This is a genomic window from Collinsella sp. i06-0019-1H4, assembly GCF_042849575.1.
Classification (GTDB): Bacteria; Actinomycetota; Coriobacteriia; order Coriobacteriales; family Coriobacteriaceae; genus Collinsella.
On the sequence record NZ_BAABYB010000001.1, the window covers coordinates 864,394 to 885,461 of the forward strand.

17 protein-coding genes and 1 riboswitch are annotated in these 21,068 nt (G+C 59.0%); of the genes, 7 read left to right on the forward strand and 10 right to left on the reverse strand.

Annotated features, from left to right (window positions below):
* Nucleotides 1-65: 65 nt before the first annotated feature.
* A riboswitch (Lysine riboswitch) is annotated at nt 66-234 on the reverse strand.
* A gap of 144 nt (nt 235-378) precedes the next feature.
* Nucleotides 379-1,566, forward strand: coding sequence for an N-acetyldiaminopimelate deacetylase (locus tag ACGHEN_RS03675; RefSeq protein WP_390397354.1), 1,188 nt, complete (start codon nt 379-381; stop codon nt 1,564-1,566).
* 56 nt (nt 1,567-1,622) lie between these two features.
* A complete protein-coding gene (locus tag ACGHEN_RS03680) occupies nt 1,623-1,892 on the forward strand; it encodes a hypothetical protein (protein ID WP_390397356.1) in 270 nt (89 codons plus the stop codon).
* Between the two features lie 93 nt (nt 1,893-1,985).
* Here ACGHEN_RS03680 and ACGHEN_RS03685 read toward each other — a convergent pair whose 3' ends face one another.
* From ACGHEN_RS03685 to ACGHEN_RS03705, 5 genes are all read right to left on the reverse strand, one after another.
* Nucleotides 1,986-3,305 carry an MFS transporter gene (locus ACGHEN_RS03685; RefSeq protein WP_390397358.1) on the reverse strand — a complete coding sequence of 440 codons (1,320 nt, stop codon included), beginning with the start codon at nt 3,303-3,305 and terminating at the stop codon, nt 1,986-1,988.
* 51 nt (nt 3,306-3,356) lie between these two features.
* Nucleotides 3,357-4,778 (reverse strand): M20/M25/M40 family metallo-hydrolase, encoded by a 1,422-nt coding sequence (locus ACGHEN_RS03690; protein ID WP_390397360.1) that lies wholly within the window; start codon nt 4,776-4,778, stop codon nt 3,357-3,359.
* Between the two features lie 110 nt (nt 4,779-4,888).
* Nucleotides 4,889-5,332 carry an aconitase X swivel domain-containing protein gene (locus ACGHEN_RS03695; RefSeq protein ID WP_390397361.1) on the reverse strand — a complete coding sequence of 148 codons (444 nt, stop codon included), beginning with the start codon at nt 5,330-5,332 and terminating at the stop codon, nt 4,889-4,891.
* A gap of 14 nt (nt 5,333-5,346) precedes the next feature.
* A complete protein-coding gene (locus tag ACGHEN_RS03700) occupies nt 5,347-6,624 on the reverse strand; it encodes an aconitase X (RefSeq protein ID WP_390397362.1) in 1,278 nt (425 codons plus the stop codon).
* Nucleotides 6,625-6,645: 21 nt separating this feature from the next.
* On the reverse strand, nt 6,646-8,967 hold the full coding sequence (locus tag ACGHEN_RS03705) for an NAD(P)/FAD-dependent oxidoreductase (protein WP_390397364.1): 2,322 nt from the start codon (nt 8,965-8,967) through the stop codon (nt 6,646-6,648).
* A gap of 222 nt (nt 8,968-9,189) precedes the next feature.
* On the opposite strand from ACGHEN_RS03705, the gene ACGHEN_RS03710 reads away from it, so the two are divergent.
* From ACGHEN_RS03710 to ACGHEN_RS03720, 3 genes are all read left to right on the forward strand, one after another.
* Nucleotides 9,190-9,633, forward strand: coding sequence for an FxLYD domain-containing protein (locus ACGHEN_RS03710; RefSeq protein ID WP_390397366.1), 444 nt, complete (start codon nt 9,190-9,192; stop codon nt 9,631-9,633).
* Nucleotides 9,634-9,679: 46 nt separating this feature from the next.
* Entirely contained in the window at nt 9,680-10,102 is a 423-nt protein-coding gene (locus ACGHEN_RS03715; RefSeq protein ID WP_390397367.1) for an XRE family transcriptional regulator, read from the forward strand.
* 71 nt (nt 10,103-10,173) lie between these two features.
* Entirely contained in the window at nt 10,174-11,589 is a 1,416-nt protein-coding gene (locus ACGHEN_RS03720; RefSeq protein ID WP_390397369.1) for a serine/threonine protein kinase, read from the forward strand.
* A gap of 39 nt (nt 11,590-11,628) precedes the next feature.
* Here the strand turns inward: ACGHEN_RS03720 and ACGHEN_RS03725 are convergent, their stop codons facing one another.
* The gene (locus tag ACGHEN_RS03725; protein WP_390397370.1) at nt 11,629-12,762 is read right to left on the reverse strand and encodes a coiled-coil domain-containing protein; all 1,134 of its coding nucleotides are present in this window, start codon (nt 12,760-12,762) and stop codon (nt 11,629-11,631) included.
* A gap of 314 nt (nt 12,763-13,076) precedes the next feature.
* Between ACGHEN_RS03725 and ACGHEN_RS03730 the strand changes: the two genes are divergently transcribed.
* Complete coding sequence (locus ACGHEN_RS03730) at nt 13,077-14,333, forward strand: ATP-grasp domain-containing protein (RefSeq protein ID WP_118081792.1); 1,257 nt, start codon at nt 13,077-13,079, stop codon at nt 14,331-14,333.
* Between the two features lie 84 nt (nt 14,334-14,417).
* Nucleotides 14,418-15,164 carry an aspartate/glutamate racemase family protein gene (locus tag ACGHEN_RS03735; RefSeq protein WP_390397372.1) on the forward strand — a complete coding sequence of 249 codons (747 nt, stop codon included), beginning with the start codon at nt 14,418-14,420 and terminating at the stop codon, nt 15,162-15,164.
* A 125-nt stretch (nt 15,165-15,289) separates the two neighbouring features.
* On the opposite strand, the gene ACGHEN_RS03740 is transcribed toward ACGHEN_RS03735, so the two are convergent.
* The 4 genes from ACGHEN_RS03740 to ACGHEN_RS03755 all read right to left on the reverse strand — a co-directional run bounded on the left by ACGHEN_RS03740 (nt 15,290) and on the right by ACGHEN_RS03755 (nt 20,774).
* Complete coding sequence (locus tag ACGHEN_RS03740; RefSeq protein WP_373204860.1) at nt 15,290-16,036, reverse strand: energy-coupling factor transporter transmembrane protein EcfT; 747 nt, start codon at nt 16,034-16,036, stop codon at nt 15,290-15,292.
* Nucleotides 16,029-17,780 carry an ABC transporter ATP-binding protein gene (locus ACGHEN_RS03745; protein WP_390397374.1) on the reverse strand — a complete coding sequence of 584 codons (1,752 nt, stop codon included), beginning with the start codon at nt 17,778-17,780 and terminating at the stop codon, nt 16,029-16,031. The genes ACGHEN_RS03740 and ACGHEN_RS03745 overlap by 8 nt, the downstream gene beginning before the upstream one ends.
* Before the next feature lie 212 nt (nt 17,781-17,992).
* Nucleotides 17,993-18,565, reverse strand: coding sequence for a hypothetical protein (locus tag ACGHEN_RS03750; RefSeq protein ID WP_390397376.1), 573 nt, complete (start codon nt 18,563-18,565; stop codon nt 17,993-17,995).
* Nucleotides 18,566-18,974: 409 nt separating this feature from the next.
* A complete protein-coding gene (locus ACGHEN_RS03755) occupies nt 18,975-20,774 on the reverse strand; it encodes a C69 family dipeptidase (RefSeq protein WP_390397378.1) in 1,800 nt (599 codons plus the stop codon).
* Nucleotides 20,775-21,068: the final 294 nt, after the last annotated feature.

Here is a 21,068-nt window from a genome sequence, read left to right on the forward strand (position 1 = left end):
GTCCCGTAAACCTCGCTATCCAGACGGCGCCATCTGCGCATCGAATCCGCATAGCGTGGACCCAATGTCCGGATAGCGCTCCCGCATTGCTGCAGACAGTCCTGTGGGTGTTTCCCACAGGCCCACCAGGTTGTTCGTGCCCGAAAAACCCAGTTCGGCGGGTTTCGCCTCCCCACGGGGTCAAAGCCTGCCGGCTCGCCCGCGGCTCTTCGTGCCCGCGCCTCTATCAAGTGGTAAAGACCCTATCACGTTGCACTTTACCAAACAAGAGTATTCGTATATAACGTTTAAAAAATGCAGCAATATGCTGGAAACATGTGTGCCACAATCCTGTATCACAATAAGTTGCAACAGATGTGCCTCACGAAGGGATTCTCTATGACCGAGCTCCAAGAACTCCGTCGCTATCGCCGCGATCTCCATCGCATTCCGGAGCTCGATTTCGATCTTCCGCAGACTATCGCCTATATCGAGGGCGTGTTGGCGCCGCTCGCTTGCGAGGTGACCCATCCGTGTCCCAGCTGCGTCTGCGCTTTCTTCGACGCTGGCGTTGGTGCCGCGCGTGCCACGGCGATTCGCGCCGATATGGATGCGCTGCCCATCGCGGAGGCGACGGGAGCGGCCTTTGCCTCGATCCATCCCGGCAAGATGCACGCTTGCGGACATGACGGACACATGGCCATGGCACTTGCCGCCGCGACGTATGTCGACCGTACGATTCGCGAGCAGCCGGGCGCCATGAGGCGCAACGTTCTCTTTGTGTTCCAGCCGGCCGAGGAAACGACCGGTGGTGCCAAGACGGTATGCGAGAGCGGTGTGTTCGAGCGCTATGGGGCTGACCGCATTTTTGGCTTCCATGTGTGGCCCGATCTGCCTGCCGGCACGTTGGCGAGTTGTTCCGGTCCGCTGCTGGCGCGTTCGAGTGAGACACACATTCATATTCACGGGACGAGCATCCATATCGCTAAGACCTATGGCGTTCCGGTCGAGGAGTCGCACGATGCGGCGCTGGCTGCTGCCAAGTTCTTGGTTGCCGAGCGTGAACTGATGGACGAGCTGGGCACTGACGAGCCCTGTATCGGCAAGTTTGGTCTGCTGCAGGCCGGTACGGTTTGCAATGCGGTGGCGGGGGAGGCCCATGTTGCCGGCAGTCTGCGTGTGTTTACGGACGACATGTTCGACCGTGCACGCGAGGGTGTGCGCCGCGTGCTTGATGAGGCATGCGCTGCAACGGGCTGCACATATGACCTCGATTTTGCCGAGGGCTATCCGCCGGTCGACAACGACCCCGAGCTATTTGCCAATGTCGCGCCTGCCTTGCCCGAGCTACAGCTCGTAGATGAGCCTTTGCTGATTGCCGAGGACTTCGCCTTCTATCAGCGCCATCTGCCGGGCGTGTTCTTCTTGCTGGGCACGGGCGTGCCGGAGGCGCAAGAAAACCCGATCGACGCAGACGGCTGCCCAGCCTATGCGATGAGCGCCCTTCACACTGATACCATGCTCTTTGACGAGGAAATCCTGCTCAAGGGTCTCGATGTCTACAAACGATTGCTTGACTTGGAGTGACGATGGAACGACGTCGACAGTCTGCCGTGTATAGTCCTGGTGGGTGCGGGTGCGGCTTGCTGCTGCTCCCGGTTATTGCTGTGAGCATTGGCGTGATGTTTGCGCTTGCCGGGCTGGCCGCAGCGGCGCTCGTGCTGTTGATTGTGGCTATTGGCGTGACGATTTGGCTCTGCCGCAATCGCGAGCAACGCCGTGCCGACGGTAAAACCAATGTTGGATGGACCATCTTTTTGGTTATTGCCTATCTGCTGAGCATCAGTTACTTGGCGTTCTTTATCCTGCTGCTCATCAGCACCTTTACTGGGGAATCCGTCACGGTAGGGTAGGCTTCGATAAGCTTCTTGAGGATGAACCGAAAAGGGGCCGGATGGGCACTTTGCCCATCCGGCCCCTTTTCGCACGGTAGTTAATTCGGTCTCCTACTTTGCTGCCTCGCGGCGAGCGACCTCGTCGATCAAGATAGCATCGCCGTGCTTGGCGGCGGCAATGCTCGCGGCCATAATCATGCCCATTGCCGTGATGTAGGCGAAGAGCATCGACGGTGCCACGTCCATAACGATGCCGGAGAGAATCGGCGTCGCCACCTGAGCCGCCATGCTCACGGTGTAGTAGTAACCGGAGTAGCGGCCCACGCTTTGGGAGCTGCAACACTCCAGAATCATCGTGTACACGCACAGGTCCACGCCGCCCAGCGCGACGCCCATCAACAAAAAGACCCCGTACAACACGGGCGAGAAACCGGGTGCCAGCCAAAGAAGCGCGGGGCACAAAACCATGATGACGGCGGTGCCCAGGGCGACCTTTTTGCGGCCGATTTTGAGCGAAAGGTTTGCCAGGGGTGCGTAGCTTAGCAGCGCGCCTGCAATCGTCACGATATTGATGATGGCATAGGAACCGCCCTCCATGCCATAGAACAAATCGGCATAACGGCTGATATTGGTGGTCATGGCGTTATAGCTCATGTAGTAGAAAAACGTTGCGGCGAGCAGCATGATGATGGAGCGACGCACGTCGGTGTCTGCAACGCGTTCCTTACCGCCGGCCTCGGGGGAGTCGTCTTTGTCAATCTGATCCTCGTCGATGCCCATTGACAGCGATTTCTCGCGCATCTTTTCGACGAGGGCGGGCTCACGGACAAAGATGCCGTAGACAACGGCTGACACGAGGATAAAGGCGGCCTGCAAGATAAAGAGCGGAAGATAATCAGGTTTGTCGGCCTTGGGAACCATGACCGAGATGGCGACGAGCATAAGACCCGTTCCCGCATAGCCGACGATCTTTTCGATTGAGTCCGCCTTGGTTCGAAGTGGGCGAGGCGTAATATCTGCCACAATGGCAACCGTCATGGTGCGGTAGGCGCATATTGCCAAAAGCGTGAGGATAATCGCGCCAATGAGCAGAGGTAGGCTGCCCATGTTGTTGGCGATCGCGATGAGCGGGACGGAGAGCATTGCCACCGCGGAGCCGCCCAAGATAAAGGGCGTTCGACGCCCGAGTTTGCTTGCGCAGCGGTCCGAGAAGATGCCAAAGAGCGGAAGCAGGAACAGGCCAAAGACATTATCGATGGCCATGATCGCGCCGGTGAGCGAGTTGGATAGGCCAAAGGTCCCTGTGAGCATCTTGGGAACGATGCCGTCGTAGACCTGCCAAAAGCTGATCATGCCCATAAAGGGTAGGGAGGCGAGGGCGACGGCCTTGGTGTCGAGCCGGGCCGCCCGCTTAAGATTTGGTTGGGTCATGCTGGTTCTCCTGGTCGGTAAAAGCGGGGAGGGGTGCTATCGGCCCCCGTTCTACAGTTGTTCAAGGTTGGCGAGAAACGCCACATAGAATTCGATGCCGCGCTTGTAGACGTCGACGCCGATGCGTTCGTTGGCGGCATGGATGAGCTTGCGCGCCTCGCCCGAGTAGATAAAGCCGCAGAAGCGGTAGACGCGATCGCAGATCTCGTTGAACTCGCGCGAGTCGGTACAGGAGTTCTGCACGTAGGGAGCAAAGCCGGCCTCGGGATAGACACCCGACACGCAGCGATGGATGTAGTTGAAGGCGGCATCGTCTTCGTAAGGCGAGATGGGCGCGGGCTCGGTGTAGGGAATCGCCTCGTTGATTTCGACGGTGACATGGTCGGGGCTTACGCCCGAGGCGCGGCACTGCTGGGCGGCGAGCTTGCGGGCGCGCTCAACGGCATCGGCGATGGTCTCGAACGGAGCGATGCGCACGTTGAAGTTGGCGCGAGCGATCGGTGGCAGCACGTTATGCGCGTTGGAGCCTTCGAGCTGCGTGAGCGCATAGGTTGTGCGCAGCATGGCCGAGGTCTCGGGGCTGGCGGCCATAATCTTGGTAACCGCGGGGCGTGTGAGCCAGAGGTTGCCAAAGATTGCCTGAAACGTCGCGCTGCTGCGGGCACCCAGCTCGGTCAGTGTGGCCTCGACGGCGGGCGTGAGCTGCGGCTTGCCGGGGTTGGCCGAGATAGTCTCGCATACACGGCAGAGAAGACGGCAGGCATCGTTTGCCGCAGGCGTAGAGGCATGGCCGCCGTCGACGCGCGCCGTGACGGTAAGGTCGACGTGGCCCTTCTCGGACACGCCTACCATGGCAACGGGTTCGGTGACGCCGAGCGGGGCGTCGGTTGCCACTGCGCCACCCTCATCGAGCACCATATAGGGATGGATGTTATGCTCGCGAAGCCACTGCACTGCATGGGTTGCAGTAGGTGCGGCGATTTCCTCGCCATCGCTCGAGAAGAACCAGACATCGCGCGGGGGAACGAAGCCCTGGGCAATCAAATGCTCGGCGGCCTCGAAGAAAGCCGAGACGATGCACTTGGTGTCGAGTGATCCGCGGGCCCAGATCTCGCCGTCGATGATCTCGGCTCCAAAGGGATCATGCTTCCAGTCTTGGCCCTCGACGGGCACGACGTCCTGATGCGCCATCATGACGATGGGGTCCAAGGCGGAATCGGCGCCAGGCCAACGCAGGAGCATGCCAAAGTCGTCGACGCGTGTGAGCTCGGCGATTTTAAAGAAATGCGGGTAAAGTCGCTGAAGCGTGGGAATCCACTGGCTGAAGGGCTCATCGTCGCGCTCGGCGATGTTCTCACGCGAAACGGTGGGGATGCGCAGCAATTCGCAAAAGCGCTCGACGGCTGCCTCGTCTGCCTTGTAGGTGCCTGCATCAAGAGGCGCGCCCTGTGCGACCGATACCGATGCTCCCATGGTGGGACTCCTTTCGTGTTGTATATCGAATACGTCAAGATTATCGCCCGCACCGCGCGTGGGAAATGGCGAAACACGTTGTTCATCTGCGGGCGGCGGGTCGGATAGCCTTAGCCGACGATGACCGTGCCGTCTTCGGTCACGGTGATGGCGTCTCCCGTCGACACAGCATCGAGAAACTCATCGCCCAGGTTGTCAATGGTGGGCATGGGGGTGGCGGTCCATACACCCGAGAGGATCGCGCCAGCGGCGGCAAGGCTGTCAATGGGTTTGGAAAACAGCAGGCATGCGGGTTGGCGCCCCATTTTGGTGGCGCAGAAGAGCACCATGCCGCCTGTGGTGGAGCCGATAGTCTGCGGAAGACACAAGGCACATCCCGCCAAAGGTTTGCCGTACAAGTCGGGATTGTTTTGGTCGGAACACGTGGCCTTTTTGTCGCCAAACATCAGTGCCTTCTGAAACGATGCGAGTGTGTTGAGTCCTCCGTGAGAGACAAGTGCCTTGGCGTGGGCAGTTCCGGGGACAACGACGCGGCCGTGAAAGATTTTTTCCATGAGGAGTCGCCTTCCTATTTGATTGGTTTTCCGGTGGTGACGTAGGCGAGCACCTCGTCGTCGGTGTAGTAGCGCGATGCCGAGTACGTACGCAACTTGTTGGAGTTGGTGATGATGGGCATGCTGCCGCACAGCGGGTTGTTGGTGTACATAAGCGGGCAGATGCTCGAGACGACGGCACCGGTAGTCGAGAGGCGTCTGTATGCCGCAGTCTTGCGGAAGGCGTCTGCCACGGATGGGGCGGCGGTCAGTACGGTGGGTACTTGCACGCGGCACTTGCCGGAGGCGCTCAGCCCATCGCAGATGGCGTCTGCCCAATGGGCGAGTTGTGCAGACGAGAGGTGGGGGCAGCCGATGAAGGTAAGCTTGGGGCGCGCGCCCGGGTTCTTCCACATAACGGGGTAGCTCGAGCGGATGCGTTCCAGCTCGGCGTCGTCAATGCGATAGATTTGGGCGTCTGGTGCTATGAGGTGTTCGCCTTGTTCGACGGCCTCGGGCGTGATGCCGTCCACGTGGTAGAGCCCGACAGCGCCGTTCGATGCGCTGGCGGCGCCCATGTCCTTAAGGTAGTCCTGCGTGCCGGGTGTGAGTTCGCGGCCAAGCCAGCGGTCGAGGCCTTTAATGTAAGGGACGTCTTCCATCACCTTCATGCCAATGGCGCTGCCAAGCACTTGCGCTTCGGGCTTGCGCTTACAGTCGACTTCGATGATCCAGGTCGCCTTGCGGCCCTCATCGGTGAGCAGGCCGAATTCCGGGACAAAGCCGGCAATTGAGCCGAACATCTCGATGATGCCGGAGTTGCGATTGCAGCGAGCGCCCAGCACGGAGTTGGCAAAGACCACGGCGCTGCTTTCTGCCCAGCTTAGGATGTCGCCACGCCGAGGTCGATTGCCAACCTCGGGCTGGTAGCAGGTGCAGGTGAAAGCATCGTTGTCCAATAGACCCATGCTGCGCAGCTGTGCCTCATAATCGTCTTGTTTGGAATACATTATCTTGAACAGCAGCTTTTGCAGCGGGTTGGCCGGGACGGCGGGGTCGAGGGGCCTCGGGTCGACCGAGAATGACTGACCGGACAGGGCGCCGTCTTTCAGCAGCTCATCCATAAGGTCATAGACTGGACCGAGCATGGAGAGGCCAAAACTTGTGACAAGATGACCGTTTGCGCCGGTCACGGGAACCATATGCTCGGCGCCAAAGCATTCGCCGTACATAACGAGGGTCTTGACCACTTTGGCCATGGCGGGGCCCTTGGCGCCGTCGAGCAGGGCTTGTTGTTGGGAGGTCAGGTTCATCTGTGAGCCCATCCTTTCGTGTTAGATATTGGTGCCGAGTCGGTATGCCGCACGGACCGCTTCGAGCACACGGCCGGGCGCAAACCCATCGCCGATGTTATGCAGCTCGTCAGCGGCGTGCGTCTGCTGCAGTTTGTAGAACAGCGCGTCGTCGGGGTGTCCGCCGCAGGCAATGATTACCAAGTCGCAGGTTAGCTCGAGTGACTTCCAGTCGTTGCCGATTTTGGGTGCAAGCGGGTTTTCGACGTTCTCGGGCAAGACCGGTGACCACGAGACGTAGGGGTCGGGAACGTTTTTGTGGCAGTTGCGACTCAAGTGGAGACGCGCACACCTCGATGGGGCTCCAGACTCGCGTTTGCCGCCGACTTCCGCGCGCTCGACGCGTGTCATATTGAGGAGCCGCACATTGCGTCCCCTGAGCGTATGGAGTAGGTGGCCGCGATTTGCCGTGCAGGCGCCCTGCATCATGTGAGGCAGCATTTCAATTACGCTGACCTGTGGTATGCCGTGTTCGACGGTGAGCCATTGGGCAACCTCGCAGCCCACGGCCCCTCCGCCAATGATGGCGACGGTTTTGGCGTTGCCAAGCAGCGCGGGTTGGCGCAGTAGCTGCGTTGCCTGCACGGCATGGCCCGATGCTGCAAGCTCCGTAAGGCCGGGGATGGGCGGTATCGCATTAGAAGTGCCTGTTGCACACACGATTGCGTCGAAGCCTGCTTTTGCAAGATCTTCGGCGCGTGCTGCCCGTCCAAGCTCGAGTGTCAGGTTCCCGTTGGGTTTTTCTGTCTGCTCGCGCACCTGTCGAACAAGATAGGAGCGGTAATTATCGAGGTCGAACTTGATCCGGGCGGTGCTGGCGGAGAGGAGTTTTCCTCCAAGTTCATCTTCGGCGTCGATGAGCTTTACGTCGTGGCCACGACGCGCGGCGATTAGCGCACAGACCATCCCGGCGGGTCCGGCTCCTATCACCGCTATGCGTTTGGGTTCTATGGCGGGAGCGGGTGTCTGGGGCATGAGGTATTCAAAGCTGCAGCGTGGATTGACGGCACACTGCGGATGGCCCCCTTCGACAAACTCGTTGAGGCATCCTTCCTGGCATCCGATGCAGGGGCGAATATCTGCCACGCGACCGGCGTACGCCTTGTTGGGCCACTCGGGATCCGCAAGCAGCGGGCGTCCGAGCATGATCATATCGGCGTCGCCATTGCGAAGGGCGCGTTCGGCAATGTCGGGGTAGCCCAACTTACCCACCGCGACAACGGGTATGGGAAGGCCGGCATTGGAGCGGATATTGTCGGCGGCAAAGCGCTCCCGAACGGCGCGCGCTACGGGAACGAAGCAGCCTGCGGGCATGCTCGCAGGCGGGTGGGGCATCCACCAGTTGTCATAGCAACCAAGGTCGACGTCAAAGATGTCTACTCCCGCCGCCACGAGCTCTTCCATATAACCCAGGGTCTGTTCGACTGTGCGGCCGCCGCGCATGCGTCCCAGATAGGTCGAATTCATGACCTGCTCGTCATAGGTTTCCTCGAGTGCAAGCGAAAGGTCGATGCGGTACATGATGGGGTAGTCGGGCCCAACGCGGCGACGGATTTCTTTGATCATATCGAGGCCAAATTGACGCCAATCGGCATAACGTCCGAGCTTGCGATGGTTAAAGGCGGGGTTTCCGAGCTGCTCGATAAGATAACCCTCGTGCCCGTGCAAATAGACGCCATCGATGCCCATGGCATGAGCATCGGCCGCCGCTTGGCCGATATTGTTTACGATACGGCGCAGCTTTTGATCCGAGAGGCGCATGCATGGAATGGCGGGGATGTAGTAGTTAGGCAAGAAACTCGCCGAGACCGGAAACTTTTTTTGCGTGATGAGGCATTGCGGGTTGCCCACGCGGCCGAGTCCGGCCGTAAGCTGGACAAAAATGCGCGATCCGAAGGCATGGACACCTTGGGCAAGGTCGCGCCAGCCTGCCATAACGGTTCGGCTTCGATCGATGCGCGGGAAATAGGTGAGCTTGTCCAGCTCGGTGACCGTGGTATCGATGCCGTGGCTTACCGGTACGAGTCCTGTTGTGATGAGGCCGCAGCCGCCTTTGGCGCGGGCGAAAAAGTACTGCAGCATCATGTCGCTGGGACGACCAGTTTCCTCGCACATGTCGATATTGCCCATCGGTGCCATGACAATGCGGTTTTTGACGGTGAGCTTGTTAATTTTGATGGGAGAGAAGAGCTTGTCAAAAGGATAGAGCTCTTGTGTCATGCGGGACGATCCGCAACCGGAATTTTTGGCGGGCCAGCTGTCGAATGAGTCGACGAGTTGCTGCACCAGTACGTCTTTTCCCAATGAGGTTCCTTTCAGATGTTGACAAGGTAACAAAGCAGTTTACGTCTAAATGTTTAATAGTCAACAACAAAGGAGTGAGTTCGGTGAAGGAAAAAAGACTCAATGAGTGCCAGATGGCAAGCTGTGCTGCGACATTAGCTCCCAGCTAATGAATTTGAGCTCGCTGCCTCCTACGATGTGCTGTGTGCCGGCACGGTAGCCGGATCGTAGGAAGGATGCATAATGGCAAAAGAGGGAAAGAAGCCGATCGGCAAGATCGTTTTGGGTGTCATCGTGGTGCTCGTTGTTGCCGGCGTTGTAGGCTCTATGGGTGGTAACTCGTCCGATTCGTCAACGGGTGAAGCAGCAAAGCCTGCCGAACAGACCCAGCAAGTCGAGGAGCAAAAAGAGGCACAAGAACCCTATACGGTTTCGGATGAGGCCGGGGATACGTCTAATCAGTTCGCGTATAAGATCACTGGCACGTTGACCAATAATACGGATAAAGAGCAAAGCTACATTCAGATTGAGTATGTTCTGTATGACGCAGACGGCAATCAGGTGGGAACGGCTCTTGCGAACACCAACCATCTCAAGGCGGGCGGCACCTGGAAGTTCGAAGCGATGAGCACGGTATCTCCCGACCAGGTTGCCAGCTGGGAACGTTCTGACGTGAGCGGTTTTTAACTAGAATTAAAAACATGGTTACTATGCGAGCTGGGGGTGAGGCCATATGCCCGATAAGAAGCTAACCGAAGAGTTGCTCAACGAGCTGCTTGATGCCCCGAGTATCGAGGGCTATATCAAAGAGCACGACTTTACCGCCCCGTCGCTTTCGGAGTATCTGAAACAGCTTTTGGAAGAAAAGGGGCTGGAGCGTTCGCGCGTGGTGCGTATGGCCGACCTCAACGAGACGTTTGGCTATCAGATCTTTACCGGTGCGCGGCATCCGAGCCGCAATAAGGTGCTGCAGATTGCCTTTGCCATGGCGCTGACGCTCAAGGAGACCAACCGAGCCTTGACGGCGGCGGGCGCCAATGTCCTCAACTGCAAGGACCGCCGTGACGCCATCATCATTTTCTGTATCGATCGCGGCTGCAGCCTGCAAAAGGTGAACGAGGAGCTGTATCGCTTTGGTGAGGAGACGGTGAGCTAACGGTTGGCTGCCGGCGGAAGCGCCGTTCACGATATTTAGAACGTGCAGGGCACGGGCGTCATGGGGCGTCCGTGCCCTGCGTTATTATGGACGCTATGGATACTCAGAGCCCAACATATTCCGATGATGAGCTGACCGCTGCGCTCGCCGGACACCTGGCGTCACTTGAGCGTGATGACAGTTATCGCGTAGACCGTGTGCTCAAGCACTCCGACGTCGAGACGACCGAGCTCGTGTACTTTGAGGGCTCCGGCGGAGGATCTCTTGGCCCCTTTGTTCGCAAGCGCATCGACGCGTCGGCCCAGATTGGCGGGGCGTATGAACGCCTGTTTGCGGCCCAGCGTGCCGGGCGACGTTACGAGCACTTGCCTCGGATTGTCGATTGCCGCCGCGCGGGCGATGAGCTCTGCGTGGTCATGGAATACATCGAAGGCGAAACGCTCGGGGCCCTGGTGGGGCGTTTGGGTGCGACGCCCGATTATGCTTGTGAGCTGTTTGGCGCCCTTTGTGATGCAGTTGCGGAGCTCCATGCCGGCTTTGCGTCGGCGGGGGAGATGGCCGCTCCGGTGATCCATCGCGATCTAAAGCCCTCGAATATCATCGTGTCGGGCGCGAACTATACGCCCGATACAGGCATGACATTTTCATCGCTGGTGATTATCGACTTGGGAATCGCTCGCGTGTGGCGTGAGGGAGCCGATGCCGATACCGTTAAGTTTGGCACGCGTCCCTATGCGCCACCCGAGCAGTATGGTTTTGGTCAGACGAGCGTGCGCAGCGATGTCTATGCGCTCGGTGCCCTGCTGTTCTTTTGTCTGACGGGGGCCGACCCCAAGCCGGGTCGGGGCATGCGCGAGCAATGCGAGGCATATGATATCCCCGCCTCGCTTGCCGATGTTATTTGCATGGCGATGGCGCTCGATCCGGACAAGCGCTTTGCAAGCGCGAAGGCGCTAGGGCACGCTGCGCGCGCATCGTATGCGTCGTCCGCGCCGACGCCGTCGTGCGCGCCGAATGCTGCTTCTTTCCAAGAGCCTCCCGAGCGGCGAGCCATGTGCCCTGCGCCCGTGCTCCCCACGGATCAGTCTCAGGGTGGATTGCCGTTGGTGCCTGAGCGCCCGAATTTACTCTCCCGCATTCCCGACACCGTTGGGCGCATTTGGAACGCATTCGTCTATCTTTCGCTACTTGTTTTCTTTGCCGGAAGCCATTTTGCCGTTTTTCATCCTACGGGCGCCAACCAAAACTACCCGATGTGGTTTCTCGCGATTGAGTATTTTATCTTCGTCGACGGTCTCGTAGTGCTCATTCATTTTGTGATGCTCGACAAACGCCGCCTTCGCCGGCGGTTTGAGCTACTCGATAGATACCACGGTAAAAAGCTTGCAAAGCTCTGGCTCAAGGCTATGGGTGTGCTCTTGTTGGCAATGATTATCATCGTTGCCATTGCAAACGCGACTGGCGTCGTCGATACCTCCGTCGCGTAAAAGAAAAAGGGCCCCAATTGGGGCCCTTTGACGTTGATCTTAGATGCGGTTCATCTGGGTTGCAACCTTGTTGTACCAGTCCTGCCACGTGGGCGGGCAGTACTTTTTGGCGGCTGCCGGGGTAAGCGTGGAGCCATAGTTGGCGCCCAGGTAGGCAACGTGGGCAGAGACGCCCTCGCTCCAGCTACCAAAGCTCCGCCAGCCGCCGCCGCGGGCGCTCCAGCCCCAGGCGTTATAGGAGCCGGCACAATAGAGGCCCTTGCTGCTCTCGATGCAGGCGATGGCGGGAGACCAGCGAGGGTCAACACCGGTGTTCCAGGCTGCCACGGCAAAGTTGTAACCCTGGCCTGCCATGGGGGAGCCGGCGAGGTAGTTGTCGATGCGACTCGTCCACTCGTTGATAAACGAGTCGTAATCGGAGTTGCCGGTATTGGAGTTGTTCACCGTGGTGTCGATAGTGGTGTTGGCGTTATTGGCCTGGCTGTTGGAGTTGTTGCCGCTCACGCCCTCGCCCGAGAGCTTCTCGGCGGCAGCGGCCTTGTCGGCCTCGAGCTTGGCCAGCTCGGCGGCATTCTCCTGCTCGGCCTTTGCCTGGGCTTCGCTGCGAAGCTGCTGGGCCTGTGCCAGTGCGTCCTCGGCGGTTTTCTGCTCGGTCTCGAGTTGGGACTTGGCCTGCTCGAGCTCGGTCTTGTTCTGCTCGAGCTCGGTCTGCATCTTGTTGAGCTCTTCGATCTCGTCGACGCTCGAGCTCGTGATCTGGTTGGTGTACTTGCAGGTGGTGATGAACTCGCTCAGGCTCTGCGCGTTGACCAGGAAGCTCACGATGGGGTTGGTGCCCTTCTGGTACTTATACAGATCGCGCATGGCGGAGCTCGCCTTGGCCTGTTGATCGGGAAGTTCGGCTTCGATCTTCTCGATGCTTGCCTCGTTAGTGTCGATTTGCTTCTGCAGATCCTCGAGCTTGGTGCGGGCTTCGTTGTAGGCACTCGTGGCGGTTTCGATTTTCTGCTGGGCAGCGGAAAGCTGATCCTGCGTTGCCTGCGAGGCGGCATAGGCTGCGACGGGGGAGAGCATCGGCGCGGCCGTCAGTGTAACGGCAAGCGCGGCGCTCGTGATGATACGAGCCGGCTTCGACGCGATGAGCGCTGCGGTGCGATGGTTCGAATGCTGCATCCAGTCCCTCTGCAATCAATCGTAGGTTATAGTTCGAAAGGTATTCTACTACTGCTTTCGACCTCAACTTGAACCTTAAAGGTTCTAAAGGGTCAAGTTGAACTTGAGGTTTTGGTCTTGACCTGCAGTTATAGTGAATTGTTAAGAAACCATAGAGTTCAACTTTAACGTTACGGAACCCTGCGGGCTCGATCATAAGCGCCTGCTTGCCATAGATATGGTGGAACTTTGGGAAGCGGCAGTTTGGCACGCTAGAATAAACCAGTTGCATAAAGACCGCCCATCGTACGGGCAGTTGATGATAGGAAGTTTCCATGGCATTGCAGTTTACAGAGCGCGAGTTTATACCCGTGCTGCTCGGCGGCGATATCAACGCCTATTCGGTGGCGCGCGCCTTCTACGAGGAGTATCAGGTCAAGAGCCTGGTCTTTGGCAAGTATCAGACGGGTCCTGCATACCGCAGCCAGATTATCGACTATACGCCCAATGTGGATATCGACACTATGCCGGTCATGATCGAGACCGTCAACGGCATTGCACAGGCCAATCCCGATAAGAAGATTATCCTCATGGGCTGCGGCGATAACTACGTCGCGCTTGCCGCACAGGCTCAGGATGCCGGCCAGCTTGCCTCCAACGTCATCGCGCCCTATGCGCCCTACAGTATGCTCGAGCAGTGCCAGAAGAAGGAGATCTTCTACGAGCTGTGCGAGAAGCACGGTGTACCCTATCCGCACACGTTTACCTTTACCATGGCGATGCTCAACGCCCAGGGCGAGGCTTCCGCCGAGGTGCTCGACCAGATCGACTTTCCCTTCCCGATGATTCTGAAGCCCTCTGACGGCATCATGTGGTGGGAGCACGAGTTCGAGGGCCAGAAGAAGGCCTACGAGATTGCCGATCGCGCCGAGCTGGAGCAGGTCATTCGCGATGTGTACGCCAGTGGCTACACCGATGACCTCATCTTGCAGGACCGCGTGCCCGGCAACGACGAGTACATGCGCGTGCTTACCAGTTATTCCGACCGCAACGGCAAGGTTCGCATGATGTGCCTGGGTCACGTGCTGCTCGAGGAGCATCAGCCCCATGGTGTCGGCAACCACGCCTGCATCATCACCGAGCCCAACGACGAGCTCATGGGTGGCGTGCGCAAGCTGCTTGAGGACCTTAAGTTCACGGGCTTCTCCAACTTCGACGTCAAGTACGACCAACGCGATGGTTCGTTTAAGTTCTTCGACTTCAACACGCGTCAGGGCCGCAGTAACTACTACGTCACCAACAGCGGCTTTAACGTTGCTAAATACGTGGTGGATGAGTACGTCTATAACCGTCCGTTTGAGCCGGAATTTGTGACGGCGCAGGACGAGGCGCTGTGGATGGTTGTCCCCATGGGCGTCGTTGACAAGTATGTCAAGGACCCCGAGCTGCGTGCGAAGGCGCATCGTCTGGCCAAGGAGGGCAAGGCTGCCGATCCTTCGTTTATGAAGGGCGATTTTGTCTTTAACCGCTGGTTGCGCATGTGGCACACCAAGCTGCGTCACTTTAAGCTGTTCAAGACGTATTACAAGTAGATGAGCGCGGCGCCCGCCCGGTTTGCATCGGACGGGCGCGGGCATGATACGAGCAATTGCATGGGCGTCACCAAGGAGGCGGCGATGGAAAAGCTGGGAGTTATCGGCGGCATGGGCGCTGAGGCCACGTCGTATTACTACGACCAGGTCGTGCGTCATACGGCTGCTGCCTATGATCAGGAGCATATCGACATGGTGGTGCTTTCCAAGTCGACCATGCCCGACCGTACGCTGGCCATCAAGACCGGCGAGCATGCCGAGCTGCTGGCGACCATGAAGGAGTGCGCACAGGCGCTCGAGACACTGGGCTGCGCGCACATTGCCATTCCCTGCAACACATCGCACTACTTCTACGACCAGATTCAGTCGTTTACCAAGGTGCCGATTATCCACATGCCGCGTGAGTCGGTGCGCTATGCCCTGGCGGGCGCGGTGATGGGGGAGTGCGAGTTCGATCCCAACCTGAGCATGCCGTCCGAGCCGGTGCGCAAGATCGGCATCATGGGCACTGACGGCACCGTGGGTGCAGGCGTCTATGGGCGCGAGTGCGAGGCCGCGGGCGTCGAGGTCGTCTATCCCAGCGAGAAGCGCCAGGCCGACGTGATGTCGCTGATTTATGATGACGTGAAGGCCGGACGCGAGCCCGATATGGACAAGTTTGACCGCGTGATGTGGGAGTTCGCCCGCAGCGGCTGCGACCGCGTCATTCTGGCCTGCACCGAGCTCTCGGTGCTGCAAAAGTACCGGGAGATGCCCGAGATTACCCTTGACGCCATGGACGTCCTGGTGCGCGAATCCATCATCCGCAGCGGCGCCCCCTACCGCCTGTAGCCCTCGACCTGCCAAAAAAGGGACAGGTTTATTTTGGTAGGTTTTATCTGGGAAAACAGTAAGGCCTCGGCTCGTTTGATGCGAGCCGGGGCCTTTTGCATTTGTCGGTTGCCGGGGGCGATGGGTTAAAACAGGAAGCCGAGGACGATGAGGGCAATGCTGACAATAAGTATGGCAATGTCCAGGCCCTTGATGGGGTAGCGCTTGTACGAGCTCGCGCGCGTGCGCAGGTAGAAGCCGCGCTGCTCGGCTGCCAGGGCCGTGGCATCGGTTTTACCCACGCTCGAGATCAGTAGCGGCACGCACAGCGGCAGCATGAGCTTGAGCTTCTTGATGGGGTTCTTGGTGTCATACTCGATGCCGCGTGCGGTCTGCGCCTCCATGATGGCGTTCATCTCCTGGCCAAACACTGGCACAAAGCGCAGCGCCGTGGTAAAGGTGAAGGCGTAACGATACGGAACGTGCAGCACCTCGACGCAGGCGTTGGCAAGGTCGTTGAGCTTGGTCACCATGAGCATCAGAATAAGCGGTAGCGCCACGCCCAGCAGACGCAGACAGGCCTTTGTTCCGGTGATGAGGCCTTCATCGGTGACAAAGCTCCACACCACGTTGCCATCGCGCATAAAAGCCAGCTGCAGCACCAGCATGATGAGCGCGAGTGGAATCAGTAGCTTGAGCAGCGCGAGCAGGCGGTCGACGACGCCGGCGTAGGCTCCCAGCGCGAGCGTGAGCGCCAGAAAGCCCAGCAGTGCCACATAGGTGTCGGACAAGAAGATACCGATGATGATGGCGGCGGCGAGGCCCAGTTTGATGACGGGGTTCAGGCGGTGTAGCAACGTGTCACCCGGCATGTAGTCGATGACGTTAACCACGGCGGACCATCTCCTCGGTAATGCGAACGATATCAGTGACCTCACTCACCTGTGTAAAGGCGGGCGAGACGATGGATGCCAGACGGCGCGAGAGTTCGATGACCTGGGGCGGCTCAACGTAGGCACGCTGCATGAGCTCGATGTTCGAGAACAGCTCGTGCGTGCGGCCGCGGTCGAGGATGCGACCGTTGGCCATCACCACGATGCGCTCGGCAAAGTCGGAAACGACTTCCATGTCGTGACAGACCATGATAATGGCGCAACCGCGCTCGGCCATGGTGCGCACCGTTTCCATCACGGTCATGCACTCGCGGTAGTCCAGGCCGCTCGTGGGTTCGTCGAGCACCACGATCTTGGGCTCGACCACTACAACGGATGCCAGCGCCACCATCTGGCGCTGGCCGCGTGACAGCGAGAACGGTGCCTCGTCGGCGGGCAGACCAAAGCGGTCGATGACCAGCTGGGCGCGACGCAGGGCTTCGGCGCGGTCGATGCCGGCAAGTTCTAGACCAAAGGCGACCTCGTCGAGCACGGTGTCTTTGCAGATTTGGCGGTCGGGGTTCTGGAAAAGCGTTGCCACTTCGTGTGCGATGCGGCTCGTGGGAACCGATGCCGTGTCCAAGCCCGTAACGCGTACGCTGCCCGATGCGGGCTTGAGCAAACCCGTGAGCAGTTTGGTGAGCGTGGTTTTGCCGGCTCCGTTTTGGCCGACAATGCCCACGAGCTCGCCGGGGTAGAGCGTCAAGTTGAGGTCGTGGACGGCGGCGCCTCCATGGGGGTAAGAAAACTCGACATGGTCAAAGGTGAGCACCGGCTCGGCGTCTTTCGCATGCGGGCGCAGCGACGGCGCGTGCGGGGAGCCTGCGGGCGCCTGGGTATCGCTTGTCGCACGGTCGGGGTCGACGATTTCCGTGATCAGGCGTTCTGCCTCGTCGACATCCAGACAGGGCGTGCCGCTTACCAAGCCATCGGCCTCGAGACTGTTGAAGATGCGCGTGACGCGCGGACAATCGACGCCGATGGTGCGAAGCTCGTCGGTGCGTGCGAAGACCTCGTGCGGCTCACCTTGCAGCGCGATCTGGCCGTGATCGAGCACCAACACACGGTTGCAGTACTCCGAAAGCAGAGCGACCTTTTGCTCAACGACGACGATGGTGATGCCGAGCGCGCGGTTTGCCTCGCGCAGCGTCTCGAAGACCAAGGTGGAACTGGCGGGGTCGAGTGCTGCGGTTGGCTCATCGAGCACTAAGACGCGCGGACGCATGGCGAGGATGGCGGCGATAGCTACCTTTTGCTTTTGACCGCCCGAGAGGGTGGCGATCTCGCGGTCGCGCAGGTCGCTAATGCCGACGGTCTTAAGCGTCTCGCTCACGTGCTGCTCGATCTGGTCGTGCGGAACGCCAAAGTTCTCGAGACCAAAGAGCATCTCATCCTCAACGACCGAAGCGACCATCTGCGTGTCAATGTCTTGCAGCACGCTACCGACGATCTGCGATATGTCGGTGAGCGAGACCTCGCAGGTGTCGTGGCCGTCAACTAACACGGAGCCATAAAAGGCGCCGGTGTAGTGGTGAGGCACGGCGCCCGACAGACAGGCGGCAAGTGTGGACTTACCGGCGCCCGAGGGCCCGATGATGCCGATGAAATCTCCCTTGTTCACGCTGAGCGAAACGTGGCTGAGCGCCTGCTCGGTTTGCGTGCCATAGGAGAACGAGACATCGTCGACGTTGATGATCGTTTCCATGGATACCTTTCATAGTCATTGGGGACGTTCTTACATGACAAGTCGTTTAGGAACGTCCCCAAAAGCTCGTTGTTTGGGACAGTCTTTGGTGGTGAAGCACGGAAACGGCTTTACGAGGTGCCCCAGGTTGGCGCGAAAGAGGAGCGAAGCGTACTTGGGTACGCGAGCGACGAATGAACGCCAAGATGGGGTGGCTCGTAAAGCCGAGCAGGTTAGTTGAGCTTAAGGGCCTTCTGGATGGGCAGGTAGAGGGCGCCGACCAGAATGGCGTTAAATACGGCGGTCATGGCGACGACGGGCAGCATGGCTGCGGCGAGCTCGCCCACAACGCCGAGCATGGCCATCTTGATGACCATGAAGATGACGCCCGAGACAAAGGTGGTCACGAATGTTGCGGCGATGGCGACGACGGGCTTAACCTGGCCGTCCTTGGCGGCAGCGTTGACAATGACGGCCATGAGCATAGCGGCGATGCCCTCGGCGGCAAAATCGACAAACGGCGAGGTGGTAGTGATCTGGATCACGGCCGCCGAGATGAGACCAATGACGAGCGCCTGGCCAATGTTGGGACGAACGACCAGGATGGTGAGGCAGAATGCCGAGATGATGAACTCGGGGCTGATCATACCGCCCGAGATGCCCGAGATTGCCTTGCCGACGGTGAAGTTGAGGATGAAGCCGGCGGCAAGCAGGATGGCGAGCAAGACGAGGGCGCGGACGTCGAGTTTGCCGCGGTCGGCGGTCTGGACGGTGCGGGGCTGTGCGGTGGTTGTGTTCTGAGACATGGTGAAAATCCTTTCGGAAGGGAAGTACAAGAGAAGAAAGCGGAGGCGCGTGATGCGAACGCGATCGGGCTCGAGATAGAAAAAGGCCCCCGGTCGAAACCGGAGGCCTTCCAATCACCTAGAGCGCAAAAACAGGCGTGAGGGACTCACTGTCGACCGATCGTATTCGCATCACGCCACCACCAGTTGTTGAGGGACTTCATCGTGTTCATCATCTTGGTGGCTCCTTTCGTGATGCCTTGGCGCGGTCGCACCTCGTTGCTGTTGCGCTGCACTATAGCACAGCGAAGTGTGTGCGGGGAAATCTTTTTTGAAAAGATTTCGGCGGCGTTTCCTGCCGGTCAAAAGGGCAGGCTGAGCGGGCGGGATGACTCATGCGACCCCGCCCGTCTCTTGGAACGCAAGGGCCTTAGGCCTTCTTGCGACGATAAAGCACGAAGCCGCAGACACCGATGATGACGACGGCGCCAACGGCCATGGCGGCCATGTTGTTGCCCTCGGACTTCTCCTCGGTCGCCTCTTCCTCAGCCTCGGGCTCGGCAACGTCCTTATCGGAGAGAGCCTCGTCGGCGTAGGTGATGGACTCGACCAGGCAGTCGTTGTCGGCATCGTAGTCACTCGGGACGAACTCCTCGGAGAAGTCGCCCTCCTTGAGGTAGTCGCGCATCTCCTCGAGCATGGCCTTGCACTTGACGTAGGTGTTCTTGGTCGCTGCCTTGCCGGCCTTGTTGGCCAGGGCGGTGCGGGCCTCGGTGTCCTCGGCGGCCTGCATGGCCTCGTCGACGGTCAGGTTCTGCTCAATGAGCTCCTTCTGCAGGGCGTCGAGATAGGCGCGGACGCCGGTGGCGCAGCTGTCGCGGTTCTCATAGGCGAGTGTGTTGATGTCCATGAGGACGTAGTTGATGGAGTTCTTGGGCTCCTCGTTGTTCACGACGTCTTCCTCTTCACAGTGGTCGAAGGAGACATCCTGATCGCTGAAGTAGGGGCTTACCTCGGTGAGCAGTGCGGAATAGAGGGGGATAGCGACGGAGAACTCGGCGTTGGAGAGCATCTCCCACTGGATGGTCGCGATTTCGGGGTCCATGCCGTGACGGATCTGGAAGGTGTGGATCTCGGTGTTGCGGTTGGAGCCGATGGCATAGGCGCCGTCGGTGTTGGCGTTGAGGCCGGCGACATTCTCGCCGCGAGCGGCGAAGGAACGAATCATCTCAAAGGTGTTCCAGTCGGACTTGCCGGGCTGGAAGAACAGCGGCTGCATCTCGTGGACCAGGGCGCCGGTCGTCGCACGAGCGTCTTCGCGCTCGTCCTTGACGATCTCATAGTCGGTGCCCTCAGCAAGCGGAGCCATGAAGTAATCGCGGCCCTGGACATAGCGCGACCACTGGTGCATACCGGCCTCGCTAATCTCCTCGCCGTAGGTCTTGGCGACGTCGAACTTGCCGTCGGTGTACTCGGCAAAGCCCTTCTCCTTAGGCATGGACTCGATGCCCTCGGAGTGGAGGCAGTTCTCGGTGTCGTCGAGGTCGACGTCATAGGTGAGGTTGCCGATGTTGGGATTGAGCGAGGCGATATCGTCGGTGAGCCTCATGGCGATCCACTGATGGCCGGAAAGCGCTGCAAACAGCCAGGTCTCGTTGTTGTCGGCAATGATGATCTGGTCGTTGGAGCAGACGCCCTGCTCGTCAATCAAGCTGCCGAGGAGCTCGACACCCTCGCGGGCCGTGGCACTCTCGCCCAGAATGACGCTGGCGTAGTTGTACTCGCCGATGCCGGTCTCCTCGGTGACGGGGTCGGCTTCCTCTGCCTTCTCGTTATAGGAGGTGCTCAGCGTGGCAGAGCAGGAAACGCCCTTTTCGTTGATGCCAGCCTCGGAATATGCGTCGTAACGATCTTCCCACTGAGAGGGGTTGTCGCGAACGAAGGTGTAGCGGTAGGTTGCGCCCTTGGACTTGTACTCAAAGCCGGACTCGACCGAGGTGTACTTGCTGCCGTCCTTGTGTGCGGGCTCGATGCCAAAGTGCTTGATGTAGCGCGGGCCGAAGTCCTCGGAGCGTCCGTAGTACGTGTTGCCGTCTGCCGTGAGCTGGCTGCCCATGTAGATCTGGGTGCAAGCGAGCGCCGAAGTCGGCATGGCCATAATGGCCGCTGCTCCAAATGCAAGGCCGCAGCCGAGCTTCTTGAGCGTGTTGACAGGATGAGTAAACCTCATGATCCCTCCCAACTGTTGAAACCCCGCGAAACCGTACGGAGTTTCAGCTAATAAATACATCTACTAGCCTAAAGGAAGTGTAAAGAGTATTCATTCGACAACAGCTTTTACTCGATGAGCGTGAAGAAATATACGATGAGCGGATAATAATACTCATTTTATTGCTTTAGTTAAATAAAGGCACCCTGCATTTACTGTAGCTGAATAAAGCGCCAGACAATGCTCAAAAAGAAAACTCTCCCGCTGTTTAGGATTTGCATAAACAACGGGAGAGTCGATAACTGGATGAATATC

Excerpts from the sequence above, each read along its gene's own strand:
- ACGHEN_RS03755 (WP_390397378.1), bottom strand. The coding sequence starts at position 20,774 with ATGAGGTTTACTCATCCTGTCAACACGCTCAAGAAGCTCGGCTGCGGC.
- ACGHEN_RS03725 (WP_390397370.1), bottom strand. The coding sequence starts at position 12,762 with ATGCAGCATTCGAACCATCGCACCGCAGCGCTCATCGCGTCGAAGCCG.
- ACGHEN_RS03695 (WP_390397361.1), bottom strand. The coding sequence starts at position 5,332 with ATGGAAAAAATCTTTCACGGCCGCGTCGTTGTCCCCGGAACTGCCCAC.
- ACGHEN_RS03690 (WP_390397360.1), bottom strand. The coding sequence starts at position 4,778 with ATGGGAGCATCGGTATCGGTCGCACAGGGCGCGCCTCTTGATGCAGGC.
- ACGHEN_RS03710 (WP_390397366.1), top strand. The coding sequence starts at position 9,190 with ATGGCAAAAGAGGGAAAGAAGCCGATCGGCAAGATCGTTTTGGGTGTC.
- ACGHEN_RS03735 (WP_390397372.1), top strand. The coding sequence starts at position 14,418 with ATGGAAAAGCTGGGAGTTATCGGCGGCATGGGCGCTGAGGCCACGTCG.
- ACGHEN_RS03715 (WP_390397367.1), top strand. The coding sequence starts at position 9,680 with ATGCCCGATAAGAAGCTAACCGAAGAGTTGCTCAACGAGCTGCTTGAT.
- ACGHEN_RS03745 (WP_390397374.1), bottom strand. The coding sequence starts at position 17,780 with ATGGAAACGATCATCAACGTCGACGATGTCTCGTTCTCCTATGGCACG.
- ACGHEN_RS03750 (WP_390397376.1), bottom strand. The coding sequence starts at position 18,565 with ATGTCTCAGAACACAACCACCGCACAGCCCCGCACCGTCCAGACCGCC.
- ACGHEN_RS03730 (WP_118081792.1), top strand. The coding sequence starts at position 13,077 with ATGGCATTGCAGTTTACAGAGCGCGAGTTTATACCCGTGCTGCTCGGC.
- ACGHEN_RS03675 (WP_390397354.1), top strand. The coding sequence starts at position 379 with ATGACCGAGCTCCAAGAACTCCGTCGCTATCGCCGCGATCTCCATCGC.
- ACGHEN_RS03700 (WP_390397362.1), bottom strand. The coding sequence starts at position 6,624 with ATGAACCTGACCTCCCAACAACAAGCCCTGCTCGACGGCGCCAAGGGC.
- ACGHEN_RS03685 (WP_390397358.1), bottom strand. The coding sequence starts at position 3,305 with ATGACCCAACCAAATCTTAAGCGGGCGGCCCGGCTCGACACCAAGGCC.